Consider the following 24592-nt stretch of genomic DNA (forward strand, 5'->3'; position numbering starts at 1 on the left):
TAGAGGTAATGTATATAGAATCGTTTGTAAATAGGTTAAGTGTTGAAGACATGGCAAAGTTTATCGACAATACTTTGCTTAAACCTGAAGCAACGTTAGAAGAAATTGTAAAGAGTATTGAAGAAACGAGAAACTATGGATTCAATTGCATCGTTCTTTCACCCTATCACGCTCTTCAAGTTCTGTCTAATGGGTTGTCAAGAGATGTCGATATATGTAGTGTTGTTGGGTTTCCAATGGGCTTTACATCAACAAAAACTAAGGTTATGGAGGCAGAAGAGCTACTCTCTCGTGGTGTTAAAGAAATAGATATGGTTATGAATATCCAGGCATTCAAAAGTAGCAGATATGATGAAGTGTTGAAAGATATGGTAGCTGTTGTCGATGTAGCTAAAAGGTATGGAGCTATAGCCAAAGTCATTATAGAATCTCCTATACTAAGTTACACAGAGAAGATGAAGGCTGTTGAACTAGTTATTGAATCTGGAGCTCATTTCGTGAAAACATCAACAGGAATATTATCAAAGACTAATCTACATGACGTATACACAATAGTTAAATTGGCTAGGGGTAGGATCAAGGTAAAAGCTTCTGGAGGGTTCAGAAACGCTGTTGATGTACTTATGGCTCTAGCTATAGGTGCTAATAGAATTGGTACTTCATCAGCTGTACAGATAATTGAAGAGTTCAAGGTACTAAAAGAGACTAGGGCAATATAGCTATAGACGTAAAATTTATCTGCCAGAAAAGTTACGATATGTATGGCTTTACAACTGAGCCGAAAGACGGCTCTGGATGAGTAAAGCAGGGACGTATTCACCGCTACATTCATTACTTCACAATAAATGTTTTCCTTAATCAAGAGAATAGATTCATGTCTAGTACGAATTCAGGAATAACATGATAGGATAAAAGTTATAATGATGGAGATGCAAAGGTATGTATATTGTTGAAGACTAGGGAATTTGTCTAACAATATGGATAGAATTATTAAGAGATGATCCTAGGAAGAATGAGAAAACATCTTTAGCGATTATGAGTTTATTTTTGAATAATTAATTAAATGTTTACTATATGTAGCTACATCAAGAGATAACGAGAGTAGGTGAAAATCCTCACCCATATGTGATCTTTAACATTCAGTATAATGAGAGAAAAATACATATACCTCAGCTATCACTATATCTTCTGCTCGTAAGGCTCGAGATTTATGTCAGATAATATCGGTAGATATGATGATTTTCTTCCAGAAGATTTGGTTAAGGAGGTTAAAGAGTATGAAGAGAGATTTAGTAAGAAGTCTAGAGGTAAAGGTAGAGCTAGATTTCCAAGTAATGAAGATATAGTTGATGCTATAATCAATGTTACAGGTAGCATCCTAACTAGATACAACATAAATGATCTCTATATAAACGTTATAGACTATCTAAAGAGTCAAGGATTTGATACTTCTGCTCTTACTGAATCTAGAGTTGAAAGACTCGTAAGCTCATTGCTCAAAAAAGGAGTGTTGTCTAAGAAACTATAGAGATATTTTATTCAATACAAAGCTGATACATTAGCTAAAGCTAGTTGATGTATTGTGGCATGGTTTGTGCTACTAGATGTATTGTGTATAAAAGTTTTGATTTAGCTTCAAGATATCTTTTGATATATGATGCAATATTTTGAGGAATATTCTTTATATTTTCACCTCTTTCTTTAATGAAATCCATATAGATCTTCTGAAGCTTAGCTACATCTATACTCTCTAGGTCTATCTCCATACCCTCGATCACCAGCTCTGAAGCTACTGTAGTAAGTGATACGGGATTGATCCCTATCTTCAGTAATTCTTCTCTTAAGCTATATCCATAATCATTAATAGTTCTAGCCAATCTCTTTAGACCTATAGCTTCAAGTTCTTTAACTGCTACATCTTTATCATAGACTATTAGCTTCATATCGTTATACATAACTAGATCCTCAACTTCTACCTCAAAATCTCTAAGAGATTTGGGAGGTGGTGTGAAAGGATACATTACGTAGAGATCTACAACAGTTTTAGTGGATTCTCCATCATATACACTAAGACCTACTATAGCTCTACGTATAGCTTCATCTTCATCGATTATCTGACCAATACCGTCGAGAGTAACGATCTTGAGAGCTCTACTAGGCTTAGGTATGATTATCTTTTTGTTCCTGAATATAGCTGCAACTCTTTCCCTTAGCAGTATATAGTCTATAATCCTGATAGCTATATCCCTAACGGTATTAAGATCTATACCTATGGATAGAAGATCAGCATAAGCTATATCATCTAACTGTAACAACAGGATCAGATCTATATCCTCTGGACTATATGTCTCTATATCTTTTCGAATTCTGCTCCAATCTAGGCTATCTATAAGTCCTGCAGCTTCAGGTTCATGTATTTCAAAGAACTTCTTTTCTCCTATTTTGCCAACGCTATACATAATGGTTTCGAGAGGTATTCCGTATAATTTCCTAAGCAGAACCATTAGATAGGCGAGACCTAGTCTAAGTAGCGTTGAATCTTCTCTTTCATCAACCTCAATGAGAAATCCATAGGTATAGTCTTGGTATAGACCAACTGTTTCAACAGGAACATATACAGTTTTTCTATCGTATGAAACGACATGTTTATCACCGATTCTCGATATCCTCGGTTTACTTGAAATGAGGTACCATATCACTCTGTTTGGAACCTTTCTGTATTCGCCGAAACCTTGTTTAGGTGTATAGACAACAGCAAGAACATAGCTATACAACTTACCTCTCGCTATATCTTTAAGTATGTTTGTTTCTTCTCTCCACAAAGATTTTATGTATCTATACTCCTCTAGTGCTTCAGCAATAGCATCATCGCTATAGAAACTGAATCTACTGAGTTTAGTCTCTACAACGGCTCTAGCAATTCTATGGCTTTTACCACTCTCGACATGCTTAACTATAGCGTCTTGCGAAATATCTATACAGCCTTTCTGAAAACGTTCAACAAGATCGCAATGACCTATAGGCTCGAGAGGTATAAGTCTTCCATCTTCCTCCATATATCTCTTGATACCATACGGAGGACCAAATTCATAGAAGTTGAGTCTTTCCCATATCCATTTAGCTTTATCCACATCTATAGATCCGTTACCTTTAACCACTTTTACAGCTTTTAGGACTCTGTGTTCTTCTTCAGTAATTTTTTCTCTATACCATGGAGAGAGAACCTTTGCTAAACCTGTAAACAAATGTATATACTTATTATTGGGATTTATTATAGTTTTTTCTAGTTGTAATTGGAGCCATCGTTCAAATGCATTCATACCTTTTGAAAGTAGCTCCCAATCCCAACGCGTCGATGGTATGATTAACGATTCCGAGAAGGGTATACCTTTTCTTCTACCTTTCCTGCCCTCTCTTTGCAGAAATTCTCTAACACTTTCAGGTAACCCGATATGTACTATTCTAACAACAGTACCTATATCTATTCCTTGGCTTAATGTTCTAGGACTCACAATAATCTTTATTTCATCTCTTCTAGCTTTCTCTTCAATGATTTCTCGATCCTTTTTAGGAATTAAGTGATGATGAGCTGCTACAACATCTCCTATAGATTCTCTCAAATTTCTGGTAATTTCATCAGCACGTGCAATACTTTTAGTAAAGACAAGCGTAACACCATCATCATTTACATAATTTGATAGCACTTCTTTTAGATCTATAGATATTGAAGGTGTTTCATAACCTAATGCTTCAAGATACTGAAGAACTCTATATACATTCTTTCTAAATATCTCGAAATCATTGAGAGCCTCAATGATATCTTTATCTACATCACTTCTCTTTACAACATCGCTGCTATATCTTTTGATACTATTCCAAATATTTTCAAGATTTTTTCCCAAGATTATGTAGAGTCTATTCTCGACTCTAAATGGCTTGCCATCAACTATAACACATTTTCTGTTTGTTACATCTTCTAGATATCTACATATATCTTCAGGATTTGCTAGAGTTGCTGTCAGGATTACTATTTGTGGTTTTTCATCGCTATACTTCGTTAAGATCTTTATCATAGCTAGTATTAATGCTATACTTCTTGGGCTATAGAAATCAAATTCATCGATAACAAATAGATTTAGTTTCCTTAAATCGAGTACACATTCTGTAGGGGTTATGAGGAGTTTCTTAATTTCGTGGAAAAGAAATGCAGGATTCGTTATTACAAGGTTTGCAGATGCAAGTGTTTTCCTAAGCCCATACTTACCTATTTTCTGTATAATTTCGTCTCTTTGTAGAGCATCTATTTTCGTAACAGATATACCTGCTGAAGAAGAGTATAGTGATATTCTTTTGATCTGATCGTTCGCTAGTGCTAGTGTTGGATATACAGCTATAGCCTTAAACGTTCCGTTCTTTGCTTTTTCGTGGAAATAGAGGTACCAGCTTTCAGTCTTACCTGAACCAGTACCAGCCTTAAGGATAACATTGTATCCTTCTCGAAGAAGATTTAGTGTCATTAGTTGATGTTCGTAGAGATATTCTTGAGCTAGCTCTATGCCGATAGTCTCTAGCTCGGGAACTATATCTATAAATTTAACGTTTGTTCTAGTGGGTTGTAGAGGTGATTCAACATTCTTTACATAATCGTAACCAAGATTCTTCAAAAAGTATTCGCTATCTGTTATCTTCACCAAGAACACCGAGTGTATTATCTTCAGAGAGGATTCGTGACATCATCTTTCAGAGCCCACCACAATCATCATGAAGTCTATATTGTGGCTACATGTATATCATCTTTAACGGCCTTAAATATCACACTAGTTACACTACCCTTTATGTGCGGATTCTTAAGAATCCTCTTAATAAATCTATCCAGATCTTCAACATCTTTAAACAAAGCCATAATAGCTATATCATATTCTCCAGTTATATCGTAAACACCTCTAACATTACCCTCAATAGATATATTCCTTTCAATATCCTCTATATGAGCTCCATCAACATTAAGCAGTATTAGAGCCATTAAGCTATAGCCTAGCTTCTTATAGTCTACAACAGCAGTACATTTCTTAATGAGCCCCAGTTTCTTCAACTTTTGGATCTTCTTAGATACAATGGTTGGTGATTTACCTACTCTACGAGATATCTTGCGAACACTTAAGCTACAATCTTCTATAAGTATCTTTAGTATCTCTTTATCGACATCATCAAGTGTCTCTGTAGACACTAAACACACCTAAACTATGTGGTGTGTAGAGGGTTCAAAATCTTAGTTAGTGCTTGGATGTTGAAGTAAATAGAATTGTATCTAGTATCTTTTTCCTAAATGATTTATTCTTCGATAAATACATATTCAACTCTTTGATGCATTTTCTATTAAGCTTCTTCTTAACTATACAAGGTAGCATTCTAATGCAATCTTGACTTTCTCTACATCTATCAACAATAAGCATAAGAATTCTTCTATCGTATCCTGATCTATATAGGGGGACTATAGATATAGGTTCTTCTTTGCGCTTCAAGAATCGATGATTGTAGAGAATAACCATAGCGATCAAAATAGATAACACTATTAGAAGTAGAGGAAATAGTGTAGGATCACCATTAACAGCATATACATAGATATACCGAAACGGATTAAGCATCATTCCGAGAGTCTTTAGACCGCTATATCCATATTCAATCATTTCTTCTGGAAGCAATGGTCTAAGGCTATACCTAGATGAATCAACTAAAAACAAGACTCTAGATACATTACCTTTACAAAGCTTGTTAATAAGGCTATCTACAACTATTGTGTAAACATTTATTTTGTTTATAGAAGGTATTGCAGCATTAGTTACTATTGATCCATCTCCTAGGACAAAAACCATACCTACATTAAGATCACATAATGCACCAACAACACTATCTGTAGCGTATGCTATAGGTCTACATAGAGATTGATTGTATATAGATACCGTTGACACATAAGAAAATACTACATCATATCTATAGTCAATATCTATGTAGCCAGAAACAATATCTTCTGCATATCTGTAAACAGATTTATACATCTTTACATAATTAAATGCATTTATCTTGACAGGTACATCTAAGGAATCTAGTATCCTATTTGCGTAAGGGCCTTCATCAAGAATAACTATACTGAAACCATGCTTCAGAAAAAGTCTTGCAATAATATTTATATCATTATCGCTATAGGCTTTTTCTGGCGATATAAAGATCATTAGCCTACAACTATAGTCTTGGACAAGATGGTTCTGCAGAGTTGATTCAGCATCAATCCAGCTATCGACTAAGATAACATCTCCATAATTTTTAGCTAGATATCTAACAAAGTTAGAGGTGCCGTCCCATCTATGGTTATAAGGAGAAGCACCTCTAAATGTGATACCTTTAGCTCTGTTCTCAAAGGCTATTAAAAGAATTACAGATATAACTAGTAGAATGATAAACCATTTCAACCTCATTCTCTACACCCACTATTAAGAAGCGACATCAACACTATTGCACATCCAAGAGATATAAGGGAGGCAACATATCTTTGAAAAATGGCTAGAACTATAGCGATTAATATCACTAATACAGCTAAATACAGAAGATAATTGGTTCCCCTAATATCTCTACCCACGTTAACCACCTTCAAACATTGCTAGAATGATATCCAGAGCACCTATATCTTCATCTATCCATCTGAACAAATAGAGTGGTATAAGTATGGCGATAGACATAGACAGTATTGTCATAATTCTTTTACAAGGATTGACTTTTCTTGATACATACAATATAAGAGATATAACTAGAGCTACACTCAAAACCGATATCAACGATCTACCGAGTACTGCAGTAATGATACTATCGATAGCTATACCGAACAAAGTTACAGTAGTACTGTAACTGATGCTCTTAAACAATCCTCTAAGCGATATACAGATCTTGATAGGAGGCTCAAAAGATATGCCTAGGTAAAGAGATAGAGCTGTATAGATCAGTAAGTAGGTTGAGGGAATAACTAAAGCTAATGTAAACACTAACTCTAGATATGTGTAATTCTTAGACATTAATGTAAGTGTCAACAAAAATGCTAAAGTCAGTAAAATAAGTATAATATCTCTACCTCTTCTAGACATTGAGTCTATCCCTATGTTCTATGAGTTTAATCATTTTAATAATAGATTTTAGCCATGTCTCTCTATCAATTATATCTCTACTAAAACGAAGAGTCTCATAACCTTTAACTATGTCTTTTAATAGATCTTTGTATTCCTTATCTGAGTTACCTAATTTATGTAGTATCTTGCTATATATTTCTCTATGTGTCTCATTGTTACTTATCTTTACATCGAAAACATGAGCAATACTATATATAAGGTTCCAAAATAGATCGAAATGTGATTGACTATGTACGTTTCTTTCAATATTGTCAATAGAAGTATTACTTATAGATAGTAATCTTAATATATACCTTAGAAGATGTTTTCTTCCGACTATCACTAAGATAGTTACTGCTATACCTGTAGAAAATGTTATATAGATAGTCAATGGTATAGTATAGAGTAGAGGGTTAGATACATCTCTACCTATTTCCACAATATTATCTTGCTCTATAGAGCTCTGTATTGATGTGGCATCAGTATCTATTGACACAACTATATCGATATTGATACTATTAACCTTTTCAATATATTTGCTGAGCTTTTTCTCAACATTCTCTATATAGTCTGGTATTTTTGTATCGATATCAGTAAAGAACTTTAAGTTGATGTCGGTACTGTTTGAGAGATCGCTAAATAATGTGGCATTCTCTTTGCTATACATATCAATAAGATTAAATGGTATGCCAATGTATGTTAAGTTATTTACAAAGTTTTCACTATCTGAATAGTTAACATATGTAGGTGTATACACGATTTCGATAGGCATATCTCTTAATCTTTCACTAAACTCTATGCTATCTAGTAAAGCTATTATCTTGTCTGAATCTATACTCATAACATAGCTAATTATCTTAGGAATATCTTCAGTAGATATGGTTATTCCCTTCTCTTTGAGACTTGAAGCCAAAGCTATAGCTTTACTAAGTATATATTCAACATCTTGAATAGTTAGAGGTTTACGAACCTCATTTTTGTTAGTCTCAATTAGTATTTGTTCTACTGATGAGTATGGATTTCGTTCAATTATATTGATGTTCGATTTAGACAAGAAATCTTCTAGGAATAGGTATACAACAATAGATTCTTCGTATAATAGTTTGTCCATGATGTTCTCTAGAGTGTCTCTATATATTCCTCTGCCTTGGAGGGCCATCTTTATTGTGTAAATCTTGCTTATGATCGAGAATAAGTATTCTTGTGATACATTCTCCCCTAAAAGAACTAGATACTCAATCAATGTATCTAGATCGCTATAGCGATACCTACAATGGCTATCTCCATAGAGTATATTCAGCAAGAGATTAGCAAAGGGATTTCCACATGTTCTACCACTACTTATCGATATGTTGAAGTTAGCTGTGATAGTCAGTATAAGGTTTAAGATATCTCTATCGTCTATATTGCTTGATCCATAAGCAAATCTCTTTAGAGTCCTAAGCTGAAGAGCTCCAATGAAAATCGATAATGAGGGTTCTGTATATATATGGTTAAATATGTGTATGGCATTGTTCTTTAAATCTCTATAACTATGCACCTTGATATCACGGTATCGCGAAATATTTACAGAATTAAGCCATCTAAATAGTACTTCGAATGAATATAGATCTTTTGTAGCTACTTCAGAAATAGTTTCTGAATGTCTAGTGGTATCTAGGGCATATGCTATAGAGTATGTTGAACAAATAGATGTTAAGACAATTATTATGAGGATGATTGCCTTAGCACGAATATGCACGTTTATTCACATCAGCTTATATACGTTTAACAAAGTTAATAATTTGTTGTAAAAAATGACGATATTTAGTAAGATTATCAAAAATGTTGTTGAAGAATCTGCTAAAGTACTTGTTGCAAGAGAAAAACATGTGACAATGATTGTTTTCTCGGTTATAGCTGAAGGTCATGTACTTATAGAGGGTGTACCCGGGATAGCTAAAACACTAACAGCTAAGGTTGTAGCAAAACTACTTAATCTGAAGTTCTCAAGAGTTCAATGCACTATAGATACCCTTCCATCTGATATAATCGGTAGCAAAGTATATAATCAGAAGATAGGTGATTTCGAGACAAAAATCGGGCCTATATTTACTAACATTCTTCTTGTTGATGAGATAAATAGAGCTTCTCCAAGGACTCAGAGTGCTTTACTTGAAGCTATGCAGGAAAGACAGGTTACAATAGATGGTGAAACTATAGCTCTACCTAGACCCTTTGTTGTATTAGCTACACAGAACCCTATAGAACATGAAGGTACATTTCCATTGCCAGAAGCTCAACTAGATCGATTCTATATAAAACTGACTATGGGTCTGCTTGATAGAGTTGCCTTGATGAACCTACTTAAAAGAGATTTGAAAATCATTGAGAAAGAGTATTGGTATCTAAAACCTGTAGCAGATGTTAACGATATAATTAATGCATCTAAAGAGATAGAGAAAGTCTATGTAGATAGCTCTATATTCGAGTATATCGCGAATATATTCGAGTATAGTCATAGACATGAAGCAGTTCAATTAGGAATAACACCTAGAGGAGCTCTAATGCTTCTTCAGCTAGCTAAAGAGTTTGCTTTAGCTGATGAACGAGATTATGTAATACCAGACGATGTAAAGAATGCTGCTGTACCTGCACTTGCGCATAGATTTCTAATAAAACCAGAATTTTTAGCAGAAGGATATACTGGTGAAAGGATTGTTCAAGAGATTCTAGCAAATGTTGAAGTTCCCCGACCTTAAGGGTATATGGATGCTGAAGCATAGGATAGATAGAATAGTCATTGGCAAAGGCTTTTATATACTGGTAGTATCTACTCTACTTACATATATGGTTGTTGATGGAGTAGGTTTAGGATATCCTATTGGGAACACTCTTTTGCTTTACCTACTAATTACAGACACATTCTTTGTAATAACATCTATAGCGTTACTGCAAAATCTAAATAGAATTGATATAGAGGTAGAGCAAAAAGATGTATTGACATCTGTTGAGGGTATGGAATTAGGTATGAAGATTATTTTTAGTCATAGTAGAATATTCAGATTTATTGTTATCAACAACATTGAAATAAAGAGCGATAGAGGTTTATGGATTAGTAGATGGAGAATCAATGATGAAGGATACATAGATCTATATGTAACTGGTTATCCAGGTATGCACAAAGTTTATGGCTATAGAATAGAGGTTTCAACACCATTATCTATACATAGAGCGGAACTCAATATAGACTTCGATATAGCTAAAGAAATACGTTTTGCTCCTACAAAACATGTACCTAGATTCAATATCGAGCTAGTTTTACCGTATCTACAGATATTTGAAGGCAGATCTTCGAAAAGAAAAGGGGTAGGAGCTGAGGTGATGAGTATAAGAGAGTTTACGTCTGGTGATGATCATAGAAGAATTCATTGGAAGGCTACAGCTAGAGTAGGTAAACTCATGGTTAAAGAATATGAACATAAGGTATATAGAAACGCACTAGTAATAGTGTCTATACATAAAGACTTCTTTGTCGGTGAACCAGCTCCACTTCTATATCTGGTAAAGCTTGTGATAGATGTTGTTGAAAGTCTTTTGTCCAAGGGAATGAACATAGTATTGGGTGTCATAACGGAGAGAAACATCAAGATGTCTACAGTTATTGATAGATCTAGACTTTATGAAGTCTACAGAATTCTGTCGGAAATAGAGTGGCTTATAGATATTGATAGGTATAGTAGTAGTAATAGGTTACTTAGATGGTTTACACAAACAGTTGCAAGAGATGTCTGTAGAGAACCCTGTATAGTGTTTTTAGTGGTAGATCCTCTAGATAGTATGGATATAGACAGTATTGCGAATATATATAGAACGCTTAATCAACAAAAACATAAAGTTAAAGTACTTCTCACAACACCACTAGCTATAAGGTTTATGTATACAGCTAGAGTTGAAATTGCTGATGTAGATATGCTCCAGAAGGAAGCCACAAGGTTGAAGAATATCATCCATACTCTTAAGGTAGGTGATGTGTATCTTCCAACAGCATATCTAAAGTTCTAGCAAACTCTACATCAGAGATATCGAGATCGTGTAGTAAACATATGGATTAATGCATTGATTTCTCAAATCTTATTAATACGAGTCAATATAGACATCATGGTTCTAGCATTTTCCAGCATCCAGTGATCATTATTGAAAAACACGTATATTTTCTTAGGGTTCAATTCTACAATTCTTCTAGCTATATCTTCGAGTTCTTCATAGCTGTATTCATAAGCATACCATGTGTAACTTCCATGCAGTCTCATATAGACTATATTGTTGGAAGATACAATCCATCTACCAATAGGCGAATCTATTGAAACTATTGTTGCATTAAATTTCTTGAGCTGGTCAATAACGTTGAACCAACTGTTATGCCTAAACTCAATAGCGAGTCTTTCACCAAGTGCAACAATTTTTGCAAACTGCTTTAGTTTCTCAATATTTTCATCAGATGCAACAAAATTAGGGGGCATTTGAAATAAATAGAAGTCTATATACATATCAAGAGGGGTGAATAACTCATAGAATTTCCTCCATATGTCTATAGCTTTATAGCTAAGTTTTCTGTAATGAGTTATACCTCTAAACACCTTAACAGCCCATCTGATACCGTAGATCGATGTTTTCTTAGCCCAACTCGATACTTGATTACGGAAAGGGAATCGATAAAAAGAGGCATTAAGTTCAATAGCATTAAGTCTAGAGTTCTGTAAATACCAATTGAGAGTTCCATCGATATTCCAATCATATAGCCATCCAGAAGTACCTATAAATATCTCCATAGATCTACATCCAAAAATTCTAGATCTAGAGATGGAATTAAAGTTTAGCTTTTGTTCCAATTTTGTTTAAGTGTTTTATGTAGATTGAAATAGTCATCATATTGGCTCTAGATTCTTAATCCTCTAGAGTTGTTTTTTCAAATATCTTTGAAGCACTATAAGCAAATACTATAGAGGTGAAGGTAAGTACTGCTAGATCTAGTAAAGGATTCATTGGAGGAATACCCACATCTGCACCTGTAAGCCAGTATCTTACACCGTGTACAGTATAGCTGAGGGGATTAAATATTGCTACATGTTTCATCCATTCCGGCATAGTTGTTATAGGATAGAATACGCCACTTAAGAACATTACAGGCATATTGAATATGTTGATGATCATCTGAAATCCTTCTATACTTGCCAATTTCAATGCTATTACTATTCCGAGAGACGTAAATGCTATTGAGGTTATGAATAGATAGGGAAGAGATACAAGTACTCCTAGGGGATTTAACGAACGTGATATTGTGAATCCTATACACATTACTACAAAACCGTTAAAGGTGTTTATGATAGAATCTCCAACTATTCTTCCCAGAATTACTACACCTCTAGGTGCTGGAGCTACAAGCGATTCTTTAAGAAACCCAAATTGTTTATCCCATATAACGCTTATCCCAGCTATAAAGCTACCCATAAACACAGACATAGTGGCCATACCGCTAACCATGAATGTTGCATAATCAAGTCCTCCAAACCTACTATTGACCATCTGCTGAACGTATTTAGCTATAGTATCCATAATGTTACCTACATTGGGTAAAGCGTCAATACCTGGAGGAGCTACATCTTTTGGTGTAAACGTGAATACTGTACTCATTCCAAGACCCATGAATATCATCCATAGAAGAGGATTCAGAAAGACAGAAATCACTCTAGATCTTGCACTCCACCATCTCTTTACATGTCTATATACCATTGCTATAAAGGGAGATAAGTCTAAGCTCATTCTCATGTCACCTCCATATTCTGAATCTAGGTGGAATAGATGTTGATTCAAGTGAATCTCTAAGTTCTTTACCAGTTAGATGTAGAAATACCTCATTTAGTGTAGGTCTACGGTAACTCACTTCTTTAACTTTAACCCCTAGTCTATCTACTATTGAGAATATCTCTGGGAGAGCTTTTGAAGCATTATCTACAACAATTTCTACTCTATCTAATGAAATCCATCTACAGCTATTAACGAACTTTATAGTTTCACATATATCTATATTTCTATTATCCAAAGTTACATATATAACATCGCTTCCAATCATAGACTTAAGCTCTTCAACACTACCCTCAGCTATAATTTTTCCGTGATCCATTATAGCTATCCTATGCGCAAGTTCTTCAGCTTCATCCATATAGTGTGTGGTCATCAGTATGGTCATATCTTTCTCTTTCTTCAATCTTTTTATGTAGTCCCATATCCTTGCCCTAGATTGGGGATCTAAACCAATAGTTGGTTCATCTAGAATCAGCAACTCTGGTTCATGAAGAAGACCTCTAGCTATCTCAAGTCTTCTCCTCATACCTCCACTAAAGTATCTTACATATTTAGATGCATATTCCTTTAGTTCAACAAATTCCAGTAAATTCATTATCTTCTTCTCAAGTTCTGGACCCCTCAGTCCATAGAGTTTTCCATGAATATACATATTATCATATGCAGTTAGATCTAGATCTAGACTAGGATCCTGAAACACTATGCCTATGTGTTTCCTAACCTTATCTGGATTCTCAACAACATCGTATCCAGCTACAAAAACATTTCCGCTTGTTGGTTTAAGTATTGTAGCTATTATATGGATAGTTGTTGTTTTTCCAGCTCCATTAGGACCTAAAAGAGCATATATCTCGCCTCTCCTGATCTTAAAGCTTATACCATTAACAGCAACTACATCTTTGAATTTCTTAACGAGATTTTCAACAGCAACTATATCCATTTCTACCAACCTATAACCTTATTGATATCTTTAACAAAGTTCTCTATAACATTCCTGAGATACTCGATCTTCTCGTTAGACATTCTGTCGAGAGACCCAAAGATATTATAAGCAACTTTCAGAAGCTTATGCAACTCTATCTCTTTTGCTCTTCTGAAACGCTCGATATATATATCAACACGATTAACTAAATCCTTATTATCTTCAAGAAACTTTCTACCTTTCTCTGAAAGCTTATACAGTCTAACTCTTCTTCCACCAAAATAAGTTACAGTAACATCAACTAGATCCTCTTTCTCAAGTTTCTTAAGCAGCATATATATGTGGCCGGGACTTGGAACAAAACCTGTGATCTCATTAATTCTCTTCATAATCTCATAACCATTTAGAGGTCTCTCTACAAGAAGCTTAAGGACAAAAGCTTTAGCTATCCCTCTATCCATAGGTCTCATAATATATCTCCAGATATATCTCGAGTACTATCATCAGAAATACGTAAAGAGAAAATATAAGTGTTCTTCGCGAATATGTAGAAACTCGTCAGAATTTAGTACAGTCATTTAGAATACCTCTAAACATGTTCTTTAGCAGGTCTCGATATAGATAGATGTTGATCCATCTGTTTTACCTATATCGACAACTATTGAGAGCATTAATAACAAATAAGTTAGCTCTATACTCTTTATCTAAAGTTGATTTAGGACCATGTCCTGGTAACACTATTGTTTCTAGAGGATATAAGCTATAGATTTTGCACAAACTCTTCAGAAGATCTTCTTCACAACCTCCAGGTAGTTCAGTAGTTCCTACAGATCCAGAGAATAGTGTATCACCTGTCAATAGCGAAGATATAGATGGTATATAGATAGTTATTGAGCCTGGTGTATGTCCAGGTGTGTGCAGTATGTATACCTCTATAGATTTAAATCTATGATACCCCTCTCTATCAATAACCTTATCTGGCTCTACCTTTCTGTAATCTATATTGAACTGTCTAGCCAAATCATAGTTATAATCTAGAATCTCGAGATCGTCTCTATGGATTAGGAATTCTGCATCAAATTTGTCTCTAAGTTTATTAACACCTTCTAAATGATCAAAATGTCCATGAGTTGCCATAATTGCTACTATATTCAAACCCATAGATTTTATCCATTCTACTAAATCCTTACCATAACCACCTGGATCAACTATAATGCCATCTAATGTATGTTCATTGTACACTACATAGGTATTAGTATTAAAGAATCCTAGGACAAATAACTTAATGCTATACATAGATACAACCTATGTAATTAATTTAATAACCAAAATTTTATGTCTAACTATCTCTAGAGCTCTAACTATGCATCAGCGTTCTGCCTTTTGTAGATAGTAATCTGCAGTACAGATAATAGTAGTTGCCTTATATCTGGGAATACTGTATCTTTATATCTTTCTATATGGTTAAGTTATACAGGATTTAGATGTTTGTTAAATTATGGATTAGGATGTATATAGAATAAGAGATTCTAAATACAAGAAGATCTATGCTGTAGATTTGTGGATACTATGGGGAATCAGTATTTGTGTAGTTTTAGTAGTGGTGATTGATGATGTGGGTATCTATAGTCATTTGATCTAAATAGATTGAATAGCGGGTTTATCTATGCTAACTTTATTTACAGCTTATTTCTGATTTAGAGTGAAAAATTTTTATTCTAGTTGTAGGTGTTGAGGATCTTTATATAGTGATAATCTCATGAGCAAGATATGGTATATAGTTGTAGCGTTCATGTCTATGCTTTTTGCAAGCTTTGGAACAGCAGGATCTCTATTCATACTCTACATTAAAGATATCTATGGACTTGACAACATTACACCTATAGCAATTGGAGCTACTATATCTAGTGGAGTATCTATTGCAGCTATGATTGTCATGGGCTATCTATACGATAGATACGGCTTGTTTGTGCCAATGATTACAGCTACAGGATCTATGGCTGGATGGAGTTTTTGTATAGGTTATATGGGTAGGTTTTCGTCTTGGTATCAAGCGTCTACTGTATGGTATGTAGCTGCAGTACTCCAGGGATTCGTAATGGCGTCTATCATGATAGGGCTTAATCCAACGCTTATGACTATGTTTCCTAATAGGAGAGGTTTAGCGGTATCTGTAACTCAATCAGCTCAAGCATTAGCAATGTCTTTTTGGTCGTATACATCTATCTATTTGATAAAGTTATTGAACTTCTTTAATGCCTTAGCGGTTATGGGTCTTATAGGCACTACATCGATAGCTTTAACCACAATTACATTCAGTAGAATAAGAGCCTCAGACTCCGCCAAAGATGGTGAGGATGATAGACATAGCCAGAATAGAATAGAGAAACAAGACTATTTATCAAAAAGATTGCTAGCACTATCTTTCGCTATGATATTCTTCATAGCTCTTTCATCTGTTGTGATAATGAGCTTCTTTGCTGGTCTTATAGAAGAATCATTTACTTTTGCCACTACCTCGACATCTATACGCGAAGATATTGTACCTCAGGTAATGATGGTAACAGGTTTTCTACAAGCATTAGCGGCAATATTATGGGGATACTCTATAGATAGACTTGGACCACTAAAGACCATTCCAATAATATATTCGATGGAGACTGTGAATACGGTACTTAGCTTTATAGTCTATACTGTGAATCCCTGGGTAGCTTCATTGTTTATAGCTTTAAGATACATATTCTTTAGTGCTGAACCAATTGTTCATTGGGCTCTTATTCCAGCGCTTTTTGGGCTGAAGAGCCTAGGCAAGATATCTGGTATACTTAATACTGCTCCTATGGTAGCTTCAGTACTAGCACCTGTAGCTGGAGGATTGATTAGAGATATCTATGGAAGTCATCGATATATACTTACTCTGTCTATGGTTCTATCTCTTCTATCACTAGTTTTCTATATAGTGATGAAGAGTACTGCTAACAGGGCTAAGATAAGTAGTCTAGAGGTATATTAGGGAGATTGATGTTAATAGGATAAGTAGTTGAAATAGTAGTGCTTTTGTGCTATAAATTGGTCTTGGACAAAAGGAGTATCTTTTTAGATAGATACCTTCGCTAAACATCTCCACCATTTCGTCACCTCTTACGAATAGTATGGATAACGTTTTCCATGGTTTTTCATTCTTCAGTCTATGTACATAGATAATCTCTTGAGCTTCTTTAAGAATCTGTGATATAGATCTCCATAGAAGTGGAATTACTGGTGAAGCTGTTCTTGAAATTTTGTGGACTAAGTAGGATGTTTCAGCTATATTTATACAGTGAAATAAGTAGAACATAGATAAAGAAAATACTTCAGCTCTTATGAAGACCTCGAGAAAGGATTCTATATTGGTTTTCCCCATAAGATATAGAACTAAGGTATTGGATATAGCCATCCATAGAGATGGTATAGAGGTTAAAAGAGCTGAGTAAATGAACAGTTTCTGCATTGAGAAAAATAGGTAGTAGAGAAAGATTAGTACAGTTATTACCAACGATTGGAAAGGTTTAGATGAAACCGCTATTGCTGTAGCTAGAACTATGGCTGTAAGTAGAGCTGTTGAACCAAGTCTAGCTTCAGAAAAACCGTAGAGGAATAGAGCATTTGATAGAAACTTAATGAATCTAGCTATAATGCTCATATCTATCCAAGCTCGATAACGTTATTAGATATGTACCTTAATTCTTCACCATGGCTTGCAACAGCTATTCCACAACCATGTTTAGCTAAGAGACATAGAGATTCTAAAACATGTATAGCGTTCCAGGGATCAAGACCAACAGTAGGCTCATCTATTAAGAGAGCTTTTGGTTGTCTAATGAATGCAGAAGCTATAGCAAGTCTTCTTTTTTCACCACTACTTAGCATAGCTATTGGCGTATCTAGAGCTTTCTCGAGGTTGAATTTTTTAGCTATATCTATTCTATTCATGAGTTCTTCTCTCGGTGTTGGTGATGATATGTAGTGTAGAGGGTTTTCGGGAATAAACTGTATCCCTTTAGGTCTCCTCATAGAACCCTTCACTGGTTTAAGTATGCCAGCCAATATCTTTAGCAATGTTGATTTACCTGAGCCTGATGCACCTTTAATCCATGTTATACCTCCTTTCTCAATATCTATATCCACTCCGTTAATCACGTATCTCTCTCCATCGGGGTACTTGAACCATACATCTCTAGCTTCTATAACAATTTCATCTTCATTACTTGAACATGGAGAGAGCTTTTCTGCGTATTCATTTAGCTTAGTAAGATCATCGTAAATAGGTGTCTCTTTTGGATCTTCATATATTTTAGCAGAACCATTATCTATGTAGAGTACAGAATCTACCACACTTCTCCAAAGCTCTACATCATGATCTACCACAACTGTAGAAATACCAGAATTCTTTAACTTCTTAACCAATTCCACTATCTTGTATCTAGATTGTGTATCTAGATATGATGAAGCTTCATCTATTAAAATAACATCTTTTCTAGATATGTAAGCCTCTAGTAGCGCTATTCTCTCAATTTCTCCAGCGCTTAATGAAGATGTTGAGCTCCATAAACAGTTATGGATACCGAATTCTTTCGCCATGCCAATAATTTCCGGGAAACTGTTTCTGCTGTAGAACATGATCTCTATGTACGGATATGGTGTTGATATGGAGAACCATGGCTCTTGAACTATATAGCATATGTGTTTTGAAGCTGAGTAACTGTTACGGATTTTCTCTCCATAGATCTCAATACTACCCTTTATCACCATATCGAAAAGCTCTTTAGCTATAAAAGTTAGAGCTCTTAAGAGTGTAGTTTTACCGGAGCCAGATCTACCTAAAACAAGTAGCGTTTCTCCTCTATCAATAGAGAAAGATATGTGATTCAGTATAGTTCTTCCTCTAGCCTCTACCTTCAGATCCTTTACCTCTAACACCTTTGGCTCTCTCAATAAATTGCACCACAGGATAGGCGATAACTACGCCAGCTGAAAACTGACCTATATTGATCGGTACTTCAGCTAGTGCAGCTATAGGCTCTTTCCCCAGTATTAATGGATTTGATACAAAATACTCATAGAGGAAGTATCCTAGGACCATAACCATGCCTCCTAAAATCATTGGTAATACATAAGGCTTCAATCTAGCTATACAGGTCACGGCAATAGACATCACAATTACTGCAATGGCAATAACTATCCATATATAGGAGGGTAGCGCTAGATAGAGATAGGGTACAGACATAGGTGTTCCAGAGACATGTATCCACCCCAATTCTATTGACAGATGTTCTTCACCTCTGTAAAAAGCTATGGGCAGAGCAATAGCTAGAGCAAGGATAACGCCAAGAATAACAACAGCAACATTAATTATCCTACCCTTACTCGTGGCTCTAACCTTGGATATCAGTTTCGATACTATAAATCCTTCACAAAACTTTATAGCAAATGTTGCAGGAGCGAAATAACCATAGCCTAGAACTATATCAGCAATAGCTGGTCCTAAACCTGATGCTATAGCTGCCACAATAGGGTTAGATATAGATGCTATAACGTATATAGATGCTTCACCTAAGTTAAAGTAGCCTCCGGTAGCAGGTGTTTCGACAACAAGAATAGCTGTCGCTATAAATGTTATAGCTGTATAAATTACTGTTCTCACAATATCCTGGAACCTCATAAAATTCCTTCACCTTCTCGCTGACTTTGTAGTATCCCAAAATAAGCTTTAATCGGTGTGCCAAATCAAAACTGTTCACAGCTACAGCATTAAGAAAATGGTTCTGTTCATGATAGATAAATTTGTAGGTATAGGTACACTTTACTAGTTACTAGAGAGTGCCATCATAATGCTCTATAGAATATTTGAAGATATCTATGCTTTAGTAGATCTACCTTTAGCATATATTCCTAGATTTAAAGCTGTAGTTATGGCTGATGTACATCTAGGTTTCGAAGAGGATATGGCTTCTAAAGGCGTCTTTTTGCCAAGGATTCAGCTTAAAAAGGCTATAGAGGTAGTGGAAAAAGCTATTAGCTATGTAGATGCATCAGTACTCATAGTTGCTGGTGATATTAAACATCATTTCGAGAAGCTAGGCAAAAAGGAAGCGAAAGATCTTAAAGAATTTCTAGAGTTTACTACGAAGAGGTTCAAAAGGGTTATAGTTGTTAGAGGGAATCATGATACATACCTTATCTCTATTTCAAGAAGGTTGGGAATAGAGCTTTACGATAGACTTTGGCTAGACAAGGTACTTATCGTACATGGACACAGAGAACTTGCGGATAACGATAACCCGGATCTAGTGATTATGGGTCACGAACATCCCAGTATAGCTATAAGAGATCCCATAACTGGATACGGTAGCAAATTTCCATGTTTTCTCTTGATGCCACTAAAGAGAGGAGGATACGCGCTGGTTCTTCCTGCAGTAGGACTATACCAGAGTGGTACAGCTGTATCTATGAATGTAGAAAGCTATCTTTCGCCAATAATCCGCAAAGAAGCTGTAGTTGAGGAAGCAAAACCTTTCGTTATAGTCGAGAGAGAAGGTGTTATTGAGCTTCCAAAGCTGAAAACAGTTGAAGATCTAATGCTTTCTCTCTAGATTTAAAAACTGTTTTAAACTTTGAACTAGATCAGTTTCATAAAAGCTTTTAAACCTCATTAAAAGTTCCGTATCTATTAAGAGTGTGAGACTATATCTTCCGATAGTTATTCTCAAAAAGAGCTGTATCAAAAATATCTATCAGATCTTAGGAATCCGAATATAAATGTCAAGATAGAAAACATAGTTGCTACTGTAGCTATAGACCAGCATATAGATCTTGAATATCTAGACAGAATACTACCAAATGTTGATTATGATCCAGATCAGTTTCCGGGACTTGTGTTTAGGTTAGAGAGCCCGAAGGTAACAGCACTAATATTTCGATCAGGTAGAATGGTTGTAACAGGATCAAAAAGTACGGCTAACTTGATAAAAGCTGTTAAGAAGATAGTGAGGGTTTTATTAAAGCATGGAGTTCCGATAACCGCGAAACCGAGGATACAGGTACAAAATATTGTGGCTTCTGTAAGTCTTGGTGGTGAAGTACTTCTAGAGAAAGTAGCATTTCTACTTGAAAATACTATGTATGAACCTGAGCAATTTCCGGGACTTATATATAGAATGGAGGATCCTCATGTAGTTCTGCTGATATTTAGTAGTGGTAAAATGGTTGTTACTGGTGCTAAAAGTGAGGAAGAAGTATTTCTAGCAGTTAGAAATATATTTCTCAAGCTTAAAGAACTTGGATGTTTGAAGGAAACAACGTCTGAGGAAGAGATACTTAGTGAAGAGCTAGAGGGTCTGGAAGGTGGTAGAGGGAGAAGGAAGCTTACATACAAAGACTTTCTATTCTAGAGAATACTGAAGCTAATAGCTATGCCATATAGATACAGCATCTATATCAAATCCGGAGAATTTTTCTCCAACATAATCTATTTTTGCTACAGTAGGTGTTTTGACCCATTCGCCAAGCAGTATAGCTTCTCCAGTATTTAGACCCGGAAGCTCATTGATAACGTCATGCACGACAGATTCACAGTATCTAGCTACATAAGCTTGATCTTCTGGATGAACAATCCTCAATATGGCTAGATTACCAAGCTGACTTAGAATCGTTGAATCAAGGCCTCTAGGTCTTTGAGAAATCACAACTAGTCCTACACCAAATTTCCTACCTTCTCTAACTATAGATATGGCTTCTCTTTTTGTAGCAGTTTCATAATCATTTGGTAAAAACACATGGGCTTCTTCAATAACAACTAAGATAGGTATAGGAAAACCTCTTCTATTTTCGCTAATAGTTGCTTCTTTTCTTGATGTCAGTAATCTGTTGAGCCAATGAGCTATAACTGCATCAGCTTGATTTATGTGCAGTTCACTTAAGTCTACAACATTTATAGCACCTAGAACAATTCTATCGAGAACATCATCAACATTCTCATCTAGAATCTTCTTGAGGTATCTCTCATAAACAGTTATAGAATCTAGAAGCTTTTGAGCAGATGATCCGTATCTAGCTACTCTATTCTGTAGACATTTCTTGATATACTGAAAGAACTCTACACCATTATGCTGAAGATTCTCTAGACATTCATATAAAGCCATTCTCTGTCTAGATGCGTTCACCGGTACATTAAGTAGTCTAGCAACCTCATCTAGATTCATGGTTCTTGGATTCAGCTTAGGTCTTATTATATTCAAACTCTTCATATTCATTGACACATATTCGCCATGGTAATCAAAGATCACAATAGTACCATTCTTTTCAATAACTCTTTTGGCTAACAATGCAACTAGGTTACTCTTGCCCATACCGGTCATAGCCAATATGCCTAGATGTCTAGATACAACTTTATTGATATTGACTCTAGCCTCTACTGTAGGCTCTCTCAAGAGCACTCCTATACGTATATAGCTATCTTTATCGGGACTGAATATTTTTGATAGAAAGGATCTAGCTGCCTTAAATACTTCAGTTCCAGGTGGTGGAGGTATAGGAGGTATCTTCAGCTTCTGTGATTCAGGATCAAGATACCCTAAAATGTTTACTAAACCTTTGTAGTAGTACATCCTTTCTCCACCCTTTATAGTCTTCACTATCCTCTCAATGTCTTTTGGATCATAGATATCGCTAGTTATAACATGGCTACCTATTGTTGATGAGCTAACCATTGATAGCACATGGTAGCCATAGTACTCCATGCACAAGTATTCGCCAATCGTAAGAGGTCTTGATGCAATTATTTCAGCTCTATAGGGTTTACTCTCTCCTACAACAAACCCAATGCTCTCTACATCTGTAACTTTATCTATAGGTACACCATCTCTATAAGAGTTAGTTAGAGCCATAGATTAGTCATCTCAAGAACGATTCTCTAGTCCTTGGATCTTTAGATATACCGAGTAAAATAGCTACTCTCTCTACATCGCTATTACTTATCTTGGCTAAGTTATGTGCTCTTATCAATGGATATGGATAACCAGATACAATAACATCAGATAGAGAATCAACTACATACTTAACCCTATCTATAGCTTCATCAACAGAATCTGAAGCAAACTCTATTCGATAAACTCTCGAGAAGTCCTCAAACCTTACATATGTAAGCATTATAGATACATCTAGTCCAGTTAACTTCTTTGTGTATTGCTTAAATAATCTAGCTATGGATGCCATTCCTAGATGCTGTGAATTAGCTAAATCTATAGGTTTCGTAAAACCTGATACAAATTCTGTGTACCGCTCAAAATAGTATATATCTCCTTTAACAAGCCCCAGAAGATCTTTAGAATTAGAGTTCTTAGATATGAAGACGACTTTCCTTGGATTCAGCGCTATAGTGTAAACTAATTCTTTAAGCGTTTTACTGATATTTATACCTCTACTCTCTAGAATCTCATATCCATCATCTATAGAAGCTTTATATAACTTGAAGAACATAGCCGTAAGACTTCCATCAATTAAAACGATATCAACATCATTGATCATTTTGTTCATTGTCTCTATCTCCATACACATAGATAGTAATGAAAGTTCGTGCTCAAGATTAGGTGATGTAACTACATCTACATCGACACTACCATTAACTATTTCTTCTCTTTTAACATCAAGTACAACAGAAACTGTATTAACTACATAAAGTGCAAATCCTCTGTACTCTATGTGGTTGTAGCTACTATCTATACCACCTATAGAAAGCTTCTTTATGTAGGGGTTTACAGATCCTCTATATCTTACCCAGATATTTTTTAAAGACCTTACTACATCCTGTGATACCGCTTCATCTATTTTATTTCTCAGAAAACCAAAACGAAGGAGTGTTGCATCAAGTGTTCGAGTCAGCATAACTCTATACCTTGTTACTCAATACTTCTAGGAGTACCTGGATATTACCTGGTTTTCAGAGGATATAAGGGAGAGAGTTGAGCGAAAATATTAGTAGGTGTCTATTGAGTTATGCATGTATATGAATGTGGTAGAGAGTGTAGAGATATAGTTGAAAAAATCTTTAACTCTTCTTTCTCATGGTTTCATTCATACTATGCTACATCATGTACAGAGGTAGGGGTCTGTAGATCTGTTGTAGCTTATGAAGATGAAGGTGTGGCTATAGGTGTATTCTACTCTATTGATAAGCTATCTGTTGGCGTTATTTACTACGTAGCTGTTTTACCCACACATAGAAGAAGAGGTGTGGGAAAAATCATTGTGGCTTCTATAGAAGAGATACTGAGTTCAGAAGGAATCTACACATTTTTAGCTACAACTAAAAGTAGCAATATAGCCTCTAGAAGAATGCTGATTGGTTTAGGGTACATGGATCTAAAACTAGATAGAATTGATGAAGATACACGAGAAGCTATAATGATGCTGACCTGTGGATACGAAGACGATATTCTACAAATAAAAACGTTCGATACACCTATAGATGAATTTTTCAAGAAGCTTATCCAAAATCTAGACGCTATAGAACTTGTTTGGAGAACCATTTGCTATAATCCATGGAGAAAACTTAGAAAGAGAACCAATATCTAATTTCTGATCCAGAAACTCCTCTACGATAATCTATGGAAGAAACACCATCTATAACTCTATA

General features: G+C 35.3%; 24 protein-coding genes. 8 read left to right on the top strand and 16 right to left on the bottom strand.

From position 1 onward, the window contains the following. Positions 1-8: 8 nt before the first annotated feature. Both deoC and QXK50_02640 read left to right on the top strand, forming a co-directional pair. Complete coding sequence (gene deoC / locus QXK50_02635; protein MEM2008058.1) at positions 9-719, top strand: deoxyribose-phosphate aldolase; 711 nt, start codon at positions 9-11, stop codon at positions 717-719. 491 nt (positions 720-1210) lie between these two features. After that, the gene (locus QXK50_02640; protein MEM2008059.1) at positions 1211-1528 is read left to right on the top strand and encodes a hypothetical protein; all 318 of its coding nucleotides are present in this window, start codon (positions 1211-1213) and stop codon (positions 1526-1528) included. A 40-nt stretch (positions 1529-1568) separates the two neighbouring features. Here QXK50_02640 and QXK50_02645 read toward each other — a convergent pair whose 3' ends face one another. The 6 genes from QXK50_02645 to QXK50_02670 form a co-directional block, all read right to left on the bottom strand. Continuing rightward, positions 1569-4691 (bottom strand): DEAD/DEAH box helicase, encoded by a 3123-nt coding sequence (locus QXK50_02645; GenBank protein ID MEM2008060.1) that lies wholly within the window; start codon positions 4689-4691, stop codon positions 1569-1571. A 77-nt stretch (positions 4692-4768) separates the two neighbouring features. Continuing rightward, positions 4769-5227 (bottom strand): Lrp/AsnC family transcriptional regulator, encoded by a 459-nt coding sequence (locus QXK50_02650; GenBank protein MEM2008061.1) that lies wholly within the window; start codon positions 5225-5227, stop codon positions 4769-4771. A gap of 46 nt (positions 5228-5273) precedes the next feature. Then, the gene (locus QXK50_02655) at positions 5274-6473 is read right to left on the bottom strand and encodes a hypothetical protein (protein MEM2008062.1); all 1200 of its coding nucleotides are present in this window, start codon (positions 6471-6473) and stop codon (positions 5274-5276) included. Then, positions 6470-6634: a hypothetical protein gene (locus QXK50_02660; protein MEM2008063.1), complete on the bottom strand. Its 165-nt coding sequence runs from the start codon at positions 6632-6634 to the stop codon at positions 6470-6472. The genes QXK50_02655 and QXK50_02660 overlap by 4 nt, the downstream gene beginning before the upstream one ends. Before the next feature lies 1 nt (position 6635). Beyond that, positions 6636-7133: a hypothetical protein gene (locus QXK50_02665; GenBank protein MEM2008064.1), complete on the bottom strand. Its 498-nt coding sequence runs from the start codon at positions 7131-7133 to the stop codon at positions 6636-6638. Continuing rightward, positions 7126-8895 carry a hypothetical protein gene (locus QXK50_02670; protein ID MEM2008065.1) on the bottom strand — a complete coding sequence of 590 codons (1770 nt, stop codon included), beginning with the start codon at positions 8893-8895 and terminating at the stop codon, positions 7126-7128. The genes QXK50_02665 and QXK50_02670 overlap by 8 nt, the downstream gene beginning before the upstream one ends. A gap of 55 nt (positions 8896-8950) precedes the next feature. Between QXK50_02670 and QXK50_02675 the strand changes: the two genes are divergently transcribed. Beyond that, entirely contained in the window at positions 8951-9895 is a 945-nt protein-coding gene (locus tag QXK50_02675) for a MoxR family ATPase (protein ID MEM2008066.1), read from the top strand. A gap of 10 nt (positions 9896-9905) precedes the next feature. Further along, on the top strand, positions 9906-11198 hold the full coding sequence (locus tag QXK50_02680; GenBank protein MEM2008067.1) for a DUF58 domain-containing protein: 1293 nt from the start codon (positions 9906-9908) through the stop codon (positions 11196-11198). Positions 11199-11260: 62 nt separating this feature from the next. Here QXK50_02680 and QXK50_02685 read toward each other — a convergent pair whose 3' ends face one another. The 5 genes from QXK50_02685 to QXK50_02705 all read right to left on the bottom strand — a co-directional run bounded on the left by QXK50_02685 (position 11261) and on the right by QXK50_02705 (position 15216). Then, positions 11261-11965 (bottom strand): DUF72 domain-containing protein, encoded by a 705-nt coding sequence (locus tag QXK50_02685; protein ID MEM2008068.1) that lies wholly within the window; start codon positions 11963-11965, stop codon positions 11261-11263. Positions 11966-12080: 115 nt separating this feature from the next. Next, positions 12081-12956 (bottom strand): ABC transporter permease, encoded by an 876-nt coding sequence (locus tag QXK50_02690; protein MEM2008069.1) that lies wholly within the window; start codon positions 12954-12956, stop codon positions 12081-12083. A 7-nt stretch (positions 12957-12963) separates the two neighbouring features. Continuing rightward, positions 12964-13938: an ATP-binding cassette domain-containing protein gene (locus QXK50_02695; protein MEM2008070.1), complete on the bottom strand. Its 975-nt coding sequence runs from the start codon at positions 13936-13938 to the stop codon at positions 12964-12966. A gap of 2 nt (positions 13939-13940) precedes the next feature. Next, positions 13941-14390 carry a PadR family transcriptional regulator gene (locus tag QXK50_02700; GenBank protein ID MEM2008071.1) on the bottom strand — a complete coding sequence of 150 codons (450 nt, stop codon included), beginning with the start codon at positions 14388-14390 and terminating at the stop codon, positions 13941-13943. 172 nt (positions 14391-14562) lie between these two features. Further along, on the bottom strand, positions 14563-15216 hold the full coding sequence (locus QXK50_02705; GenBank protein ID MEM2008072.1) for an MBL fold metallo-hydrolase: 654 nt from the start codon (positions 15214-15216) through the stop codon (positions 14563-14565). 463 nt (positions 15217-15679) lie between these two features. Here QXK50_02705 and QXK50_02710 point away from each other — a divergent pair, with 463 nt between their 5' ends. Beyond that, positions 15680-16933, top strand: a complete 1254-nt coding sequence (locus QXK50_02710; protein ID MEM2008073.1) for an MFS transporter — start codon at positions 15680-15682, stop codon at positions 16931-16933. On the opposite strand, the gene QXK50_02715 is transcribed toward QXK50_02710, so the two are convergent. Genes QXK50_02715 through QXK50_02725 form a run of 3 tightly spaced genes read right to left on the bottom strand, consistent with a single transcriptional unit; the run spans position 16919 to position 19621 of the window. Then, complete coding sequence (locus tag QXK50_02715; GenBank protein MEM2008074.1) at positions 16919-17602, bottom strand: hypothetical protein; 684 nt, start codon at positions 17600-17602, stop codon at positions 16919-16921. The two genes, QXK50_02710 and QXK50_02715, sit on opposite strands and share 15 nt — an antisense overlap. A 2-nt stretch (positions 17603-17604) precedes the next feature. Then, positions 17605-18894: an ATP-binding cassette domain-containing protein gene (locus QXK50_02720; protein ID MEM2008075.1), complete on the bottom strand. Its 1290-nt coding sequence runs from the start codon at positions 18892-18894 to the stop codon at positions 17605-17607. After that, positions 18845-19621, bottom strand: a complete 777-nt coding sequence (locus tag QXK50_02725; GenBank protein MEM2008076.1) for an ECF transporter S component — start codon at positions 19619-19621, stop codon at positions 18845-18847. Before QXK50_02725 ends, QXK50_02720 begins: the two co-directional genes overlap by 50 nt. Before the next feature lie 169 nt (positions 19622-19790). On the opposite strand from QXK50_02725, the gene QXK50_02730 reads away from it, so the two are divergent. Then, entirely contained in the window at positions 19791-20552 is a 762-nt protein-coding gene (locus QXK50_02730) for a metallophosphoesterase (protein MEM2008077.1), read from the top strand. 123 nt (positions 20553-20675) lie between these two features. Then, positions 20676-21350, top strand: coding sequence for a TATA-box-binding protein (locus tag QXK50_02735; protein ID MEM2008078.1), 675 nt, complete (start codon positions 20676-20678; stop codon positions 21348-21350). A gap of 12 nt (positions 21351-21362) precedes the next feature. On the opposite strand, the gene QXK50_02740 is transcribed toward QXK50_02735, so the two are convergent. Continuing rightward, the gene (locus QXK50_02740) at positions 21363-22844 is read right to left on the bottom strand and encodes an ATP-binding protein (GenBank protein ID MEM2008079.1); all 1482 of its coding nucleotides are present in this window, start codon (positions 22842-22844) and stop codon (positions 21363-21365) included. Between the two features lie 7 nt (positions 22845-22851). Continuing rightward, a complete protein-coding gene (locus QXK50_02745) occupies positions 22852-23841 on the bottom strand; it encodes a DNA double-strand break repair nuclease NurA (GenBank protein MEM2008080.1) in 990 nt (329 codons plus the stop codon). A 111-nt stretch (positions 23842-23952) separates the two neighbouring features. Between QXK50_02745 and QXK50_02750 the strand changes: the two genes are divergently transcribed. After that, positions 23953-24531 (top strand): GNAT family N-acetyltransferase, encoded by a 579-nt coding sequence (locus QXK50_02750; GenBank protein MEM2008081.1) that lies wholly within the window; start codon positions 23953-23955, stop codon positions 24529-24531. Positions 24532-24592: the final 61 nt, after the last annotated feature.

Source organism: Ignisphaera sp., from assembly GCA_038831005.1.
GTDB lineage: Archaea > Thermoproteota > Thermoprotei_A > Sulfolobales > Ignisphaeraceae > Ignisphaera.

What these genes read in the sequence shown, in the direction of transcription:
- deoC (MEM2008058.1), top strand. Translation starts at nt 9, where the DNA reads ATGTATATAGAATCGTTTGTAAATAGGTTAAGTGTTGAAGACATGGCA.
- QXK50_02640 (MEM2008059.1), top strand. Translation starts at nt 1,211, where the DNA reads ATGTCAGATAATATCGGTAGATATGATGATTTTCTTCCAGAAGATTTG.
- QXK50_02655 (MEM2008062.1), bottom strand. Translation starts at nt 6,473, where the DNA reads ATGAGGTTGAAATGGTTTATCATTCTACTAGTTATATCTGTAATTCTT.
- QXK50_02665 (MEM2008064.1), bottom strand. Translation starts at nt 7,133, where the DNA reads ATGTCTAGAAGAGGTAGAGATATTATACTTATTTTACTGACTTTAGCA.
- QXK50_02675 (MEM2008066.1), top strand. Translation starts at nt 8,951, where the DNA reads ATGACGATATTTAGTAAGATTATCAAAAATGTTGTTGAAGAATCTGCT.
- QXK50_02680 (MEM2008067.1), top strand. Translation starts at nt 9,906, where the DNA reads ATGCTGAAGCATAGGATAGATAGAATAGTCATTGGCAAAGGCTTTTAT.
- QXK50_02685 (MEM2008068.1), bottom strand. Translation starts at nt 11,965, where the DNA reads ATGGAGATATTTATAGGTACTTCTGGATGGCTATATGATTGGAATATC.
- QXK50_02690 (MEM2008069.1), bottom strand. Translation starts at nt 12,956, where the DNA reads ATGAGCTTAGACTTATCTCCCTTTATAGCAATGGTATATAGACATGTA.
- QXK50_02695 (MEM2008070.1), bottom strand. Translation starts at nt 13,938, where the DNA reads ATGGATATAGTTGCTGTTGAAAATCTCGTTAAGAAATTCAAAGATGTA.
- QXK50_02700 (MEM2008071.1), bottom strand. Translation starts at nt 14,390, where the DNA reads ATGAGACCTATGGATAGAGGGATAGCTAAAGCTTTTGTCCTTAAGCTT.
- QXK50_02705 (MEM2008072.1), bottom strand. Translation starts at nt 15,216, where the DNA reads ATGTATAGCATTAAGTTATTTGTCCTAGGATTCTTTAATACTAATACC.
- QXK50_02710 (MEM2008073.1), top strand. Translation starts at nt 15,680, where the DNA reads ATGAGCAAGATATGGTATATAGTTGTAGCGTTCATGTCTATGCTTTTT.
- QXK50_02715 (MEM2008074.1), bottom strand. Translation starts at nt 17,602, where the DNA reads ATGAGCATTATAGCTAGATTCATTAAGTTTCTATCAAATGCTCTATTC.
- QXK50_02725 (MEM2008076.1), bottom strand. Translation starts at nt 19,621, where the DNA reads ATGAGGTTCCAGGATATTGTGAGAACAGTAATTTATACAGCTATAACA.
- QXK50_02730 (MEM2008077.1), top strand. Translation starts at nt 19,791, where the DNA reads ATGCTCTATAGAATATTTGAAGATATCTATGCTTTAGTAGATCTACCT.
- QXK50_02740 (MEM2008079.1), bottom strand. Translation starts at nt 22,844, where the DNA reads ATGGCTCTAACTAACTCTTATAGAGATGGTGTACCTATAGATAAAGTT.
- QXK50_02745 (MEM2008080.1), bottom strand. Translation starts at nt 23,841, where the DNA reads ATGCTGACTCGAACACTTGATGCAACACTCCTTCGTTTTGGTTTTCTG.
- QXK50_02750 (MEM2008081.1), top strand. Translation starts at nt 23,953, where the DNA reads ATGCATGTATATGAATGTGGTAGAGAGTGTAGAGATATAGTTGAAAAA.